The sequence below is a fragment of the Rhizobacter sp. P2_H2 genome (assembly GCF_056403375.1).
On record NZ_JBFUFP010000369.1, the window covers coordinates 1 to 4891 of the forward strand.

Consider the following 4891-nt stretch of genomic DNA (forward strand, 5'->3'; position numbering starts at 1 on the left):
GGTGTGCCGACCGCGCTGGTGGCGAAGGACTTCCTCGCGACGGCGCGGCCGCAGGGCGGCAAGATCGACGTCGGCGCGTATGAATACTGAACGGAGCCCCGCGATGCATCGCTTCTTCCACATCACGCTGGTGGTTCTCGCCGCCGTCGCGGCCTGCAGCGGCGGCGGAGGCGGAGATTCGGCGGAAGCCGCGCCCGGCACGCCGCCCGCCGGCGACGGCACCTCGTTCAGCTTCCTGGCCTATGGCGACAGCCGGGCCGGCGGCGGCTGCGACGGCAACGCCATCCACATCAACCTGGTGACCAAGATGGCGGCCGAGGCCAGCGCGGCCTTCGTCTTCAACACCGGCGACATGATCACCGGCTACGACAAGTCGACCAACTGGGTGCAGCGCGGCGACTGCGCGACCGATGCGGCCAAGGGCAGCTTCAAGGAGATCATCGCGCCGCTGCAGAACAAGGCGCCGGCGGCCGGGCTGCCGGTGTACTACTTCCCGGTGGTCGGCAACCACGACGACAACTTCGGCGACGGCTGGTACCCGGACAAGTTCGGCAACGGCTTCTGCGACGTGTTCAGCCAGGCGACGGTGCAGAAGCTGGTGCCCAACCACACGCAGGCCAAGGCCTACTTCCAGGACTGGACGCGCACCGACATCCAGCACCTGACCGACAGCGCGTTCTACGCATCGGCCTGCGCCAAGGTGCGCGGCGTGTATGCGGAGTTCATGTACTACTCGTTCGACTACAAGAACACGCACTTCACGGTGATGCACCTGAATTCGGACTACTACAACCTGATGGAGTGTTCGAACGGCTGCACCGTGGCGAACGAGGGCAACTACGACTCGTACTACTACAAGCACCAGCTCGACTGGCTGCGCTGGGACCTGGCGAAGGCGGCGGCCAACCCGGCGATCAAGAACACCATCGTGCTGACGCATGCGCCGCTGGTGACGTATTCCGACGGGCACGCGGCGAACGCGTCGTGGAACACGCTGCTGCAGGAGTTCAGCAAGTACAAGGTGAAGATGGTGATCTCGGGCCACAACCACGTGTACGAGCGCTCGGTGCCGGTGTATGCCGACAGCGCGAACCCGGCGGGCGTGCGAGACGATGCGAAGGGCACGGTCTACCTGATCACCGGCGGCGGGGGGTCGGACTTGGCGGGCTTCCGCACGATCGGTGCGTTGAACGCCAAGGCCACCGCGGTGAACCACTACGTGCGCTTCGACATCAAGGATTCGACGATCACCGCCAAGGTGATCGGTGTCGACGGCAGCACCATCGACAGCTTCACGCGCTGATCCGGCTTACTTGCGCAGGCGGGCCAGTTCCGCCTGCGTCTCCTGCCACAGCTCCATGCCGATGTTCGCGCCGATGCCGGCATTCACGCGCGTCAGCTTGTCGCGCATGCGGCCGGCCTCGACCGGCGACAGCTCGTTGATCTGCATGCCCTTGGCCTTCAGGTCGGCCAGCGCCTTGCCGGCCTCGTCGCGCGTGTCCTTGCGCTCGAAATCACGGCTCGCCTTCGCGGCATCGGCCAGCACCTTCTGCTCGTCCTTCGACAGGCCGTCCCACCACTTCTTGCTGACCAGCACGATCCACGGGCTGTAGACGTGGTTGGTGATGCTGAGGTACTTCTGCACCTCGAAGAACTTGCTCGACAGGATGGTGTTGTACGGATTCTCCTGCCCGTCGACCGTGTTCGTCTCCAGCGCGCTGAACAGCTCGGAGAACGGCAGCGGCACCGCGTTCGCGCCCAGCGTCTTGAAGCTGTCCAGGTAGACGTTGTTCTGCATCACGCGCAGCTTGACGCCGTTCAGGTCTTCCAGCTTCGTGATCGGCCGCTTGCTGTTGGTCAGGTTGCGGAAGCCGTTCTCCCAGTACGCGAGGCCGACCAGGCCTTTGTCCTGCAGCCTGGCATTCACCTTCTGGCCGATCGGGCCATCGAGCACCGTGTCGGCTTCCTTCGCGTTGTTGAACAGGAACGGCGTGTCCCACAGTGCCATCTCCTTCGTGATGCCGACCAGCGTCGCGGTGGAGCCGACCATCATCTCCTGCGCGCCACCGATCAGCGCCTGCTGCATCTGCACGTCCGGGCCGAGCGCGGCGGCGCCGATCGCGCGCACCTTCATCTTGCCGCCCGAAGCCTTCTCGACCTGCTCGGCGAAGAATTTCGCGGCACGGCCCTGGTTGCTCTGCTCGTTCAGCCCGTAGCCGAAACGGATCAGGCGCGGCTTGATGTCCTGCGCGAAGCCGGCGAGCGGCGCGGTGAAGGCGGCCACCGCAGCGGCGGCCACGAGCGTACGGCGAATCATGGTCATGGTTTGTCTCCTGGGGGATGGAAGAAAAGGAAATCTCCGTGCAATGGCCTCAGTGCATCCAGTGCACCGGCGCGATCACGATCTGCGGGAACACGACGAACAGCGCCAGCAGCAGCACGTAGACCAGCAGGAACGGGTTGACGCCCTTGATCACGCTGCTCATCGGCAGCCGGCCGACACCGGCCACCACGTTCAGCACCGTGCCCACCGGCGGCGTGATCAGCCCGATCGCGCCGTTCAGGATGAACATCAGCCCGAAGTAGACCGGGTCGATGCCGGCCTTCACCGCGATCGGCAGCATCACCGGGCCGAAGATCAGGATCGTCGGCGTCAGGTCGAGCGCGGTGCCGATCAGCACCAGCACGACCATCATCACCGCCATCAGCAGGCGCGGGCTCTCGACCAGCGGACCCAGCCAGTTCGTCAGCACGCTCGGCAGGTCGGCCAGCGTGATCATGTAGCTCGCGACCTGCGCGCCGGCGCACAGGAACATCACGATGGCCGTGGTCTTGGCCGCGCGCACCAGCACGCCGCCGACCTCGACGACGCGCATCTCGCGGTGCACGAACAGCGCCACCACCAGCGCATAGAAGGCCGCGACCACCGCCGCCTCGGTCGGCGTGAAGACGCCGCTCTTCATGCCGCCGATGATGATGATCGGCATCAGCATCGCCCAGAAGGCCCGGGTGGTCGCCTTSAGGCGCTCGCGCATCGGCAGCGGCGTGCCCTTCGGCAGCTCGATGCGGCGCAGCACCCACTTCCACGCGAAGATCAGCCCGACCCCCATCAGCAGCCCCGGCACGATGCCGGAGATGAACAGCGCCGAGATCGAGGTGTTGGTCGTCACGCCGTAGATCACGAACGGCATCGACGGCGGGATGATCGGCGCGATGATCCCGCCCGATGCGATCAACCCGGCCGAAGTCGCCATCGGGTAGCCCTGCTGGCGCATCATCGGCAGCAGGATGGTGGCGAGCGCCGCGGTGTCGGCGAGTGCCGAGCCGCTCATGCTGGCCATCAGCACCGCCGCGCCGATCGCCACGTAGCCGAGGCCGCCGCGGATGTGGCCGACCCAGGCCTGCGCCATGTCGATGATGCGGCGGCTGATGCCGCCGGAGTTCATCAGCTCGCCGGCCAGGATGAAGAACGGCACCGCCAGCAGCGGGAAGCTGTCGATGCCGGCCACCAGGTTCTGCGCCAGCAGCTGGGTGTCCCAGAAGCCGAGCACCCAGGCCATGCCGGCCCCGGTGAGCACCAGCGCGAGCGCCATGTTCATGCCGATGCCCATCAGCAGCAGCATGCCGGCGGAGAAGACGACGAATGCCAGACCTTCGGGCGACATCACTCGACCTCCGCGCCGTGGCCGAGCGCCATCGGCTTGTTGCGCACCAGCTCGACGAACGCCATCGCGCCGATCGCGAGCGCGCACAGCAAGGCCGGCAGCGGCAGCAGCGCCGCCGGGTAGCCGAGCACCACCGAGCGGCTGTCCATGCCGACCACCACCTGCTGCCACGCGCCCCAGGCCAGCATCGCGCAGGCCGCCACGACCAGCAGGCGGATCAGCACCGTGAGCAGCCGCATGGCCAGCGGCTTGCGCTGCAGCGCGCCGAGCAGGCTGGTGAAGGCCATGTGCTCGCCCAGCGGGTAGGCGGCCGTCGCGCCGATGAACACCATCCACACGAACAGCAGCCGCGACAGCTCCTCGCTGGCCGCGACGCCGCTGCCGAAGCCGTAGCGCAGCACGACGTTGATGAACACCGCGACCGCCATCACGCCCAGGCAGGCGCCCATCGCGAGGTTGGCCAGGCGCAGCAGCGGATGAGGCCGCGCGGAAGCCGGCGCAGAAGAAGAGTCGGTCGTCATGGGGTCTCCGTGGCATGCAGCCAGGCCGAGATGCGGGTCTGCAGTTCGGCCAGCGGCGCGGTCGCGTCGACCCGCAGCACGCGCGGCTCGCCGACCGGCGACTCGAGCGTCTCGAACTGGCTGTCGACCAGGCTGGCCGAGAAGAAATGCGCCGACGCCCGCGCGGTGACGCGCGCCAGCGCCTGCTCGCGCGTCAGGTCGAGGAACACGAAGCGCAGCGCGGGGGCGGCGGCGCGCAGCCGCTCGCGGTAGGCGCGGCGCAAGGCCGAGCAGGTGAGCACGATGCCCTGCGGGTGCGCCGCCAGCTCGCCGGCCAGCGTCGTCAGCCAGCCGTCGCGGTCGGCATCGGTCAGCGGGATGCCGCGGCTCATCTTGTCGCGGCTGGCCGCGCTGTGGTGATCGTCACCCTCCACCAACTGCAGCCGCTCGGCCTGCGCGACCACCGCGCCCACCGTCGATTTGCCGCACCCGGCCACCCCCATCATCACCACCGAACCGATCATCTGCCGCCGCACGAGAAGAACTGGAAAACAAGGCCTGGGCGCGCCGAGCCGCAAGCAGCCCAGACAGCGCTGTCCTCCGCAGAAAAGCGGTGGATATCAGGGGAATCACTGCATCATCTTCGTTGCAGGACAGCGCTATCCTAGTGAACAATGGCTCGCCCACCGATGCGGACTTTCCCTGATGGGCTCCCCTGACCCACGC

At 67.3% G+C, this 4891-nt stretch carries 6 protein-coding genes; 2 read left to right on the top strand and 4 right to left on the bottom strand.

The features are described 5' to 3' along the window. Positions 1 to 3 precede the first annotated feature (3 nt). Entirely contained in the window at positions 4 to 90 is an 87-nt protein-coding gene (locus tag AC1D15_RS18150) for a choice-of-anchor Q domain-containing protein (RefSeq protein ID WP_477827083.1), read from the top strand. Between the two features lie 13 nt (positions 91 to 103). After that, positions 104 to 1303 (top strand): metallophosphoesterase, encoded by a 1200-nt coding sequence (locus AC1D15_RS18155; protein WP_477827080.1) that lies wholly within the window; start codon positions 104 to 106, stop codon positions 1301 to 1303. A 6-nt stretch (positions 1304 to 1309) separates the two neighbouring features. Here AC1D15_RS18155 and AC1D15_RS18160 read toward each other — a convergent pair whose 3' ends face one another. Genes AC1D15_RS18160 through AC1D15_RS18175 form a run of 4 tightly spaced genes read right to left on the bottom strand, consistent with a single transcriptional unit; the run spans position 1310 to position 4689 of the window. After that, positions 1310 to 2323 (bottom strand): TRAP transporter substrate-binding protein, encoded by a 1014-nt coding sequence (locus tag AC1D15_RS18160; RefSeq protein WP_465113883.1) that lies wholly within the window; start codon positions 2321 to 2323, stop codon positions 1310 to 1312. Positions 2324 to 2372: 49 nt separating this feature from the next. Continuing rightward, the gene (locus tag AC1D15_RS18165; protein WP_477827081.1) at positions 2373 to 3665 is read right to left on the bottom strand and encodes a TRAP transporter large permease; all 1293 of its coding nucleotides are present in this window, start codon (positions 3663 to 3665) and stop codon (positions 2373 to 2375) included. Beyond that, positions 3665 to 4186: a TRAP transporter small permease gene (locus tag AC1D15_RS18170; RefSeq protein WP_477827082.1), complete on the bottom strand. Its 522-nt coding sequence runs from the start codon at positions 4184 to 4186 to the stop codon at positions 3665 to 3667. Before AC1D15_RS18170 ends, AC1D15_RS18165 begins: the two co-directional genes overlap by 1 nt. Continuing rightward, positions 4183 to 4689: a gluconokinase gene (locus AC1D15_RS18175; RefSeq protein WP_047503245.1), complete on the bottom strand. Its 507-nt coding sequence runs from the start codon at positions 4687 to 4689 to the stop codon at positions 4183 to 4185. Before AC1D15_RS18175 ends, AC1D15_RS18170 begins: the two co-directional genes overlap by 4 nt. Positions 4690 to 4891 lie beyond the last annotated feature (202 nt).

Coding starts and splice junctions, on each gene's coding strand:
- AC1D15_RS18155 (WP_477827080.1), top strand. CDS start 104: ATGCATCGCTTCTTCCACATCACGCTGGTGGTTCTCGCCGCCGTCGCG.
- AC1D15_RS18160 (WP_465113883.1), bottom strand. CDS start 2,323: ATGACCATGATTCGCCGTACGCTCGTGGCCGCCGCTGCGGTGGCCGCC.
- AC1D15_RS18170 (WP_477827082.1), bottom strand. CDS start 4,186: ATGACGACCGACTCTTCTTCTGCGCCGGCTTCCGCGCGGCCTCATCCG.
- AC1D15_RS18175 (WP_047503245.1), bottom strand. CDS start 4,689: ATGATCGGTTCGGTGGTGATGATGGGGGTGGCCGGGTGCGGCAAATCG.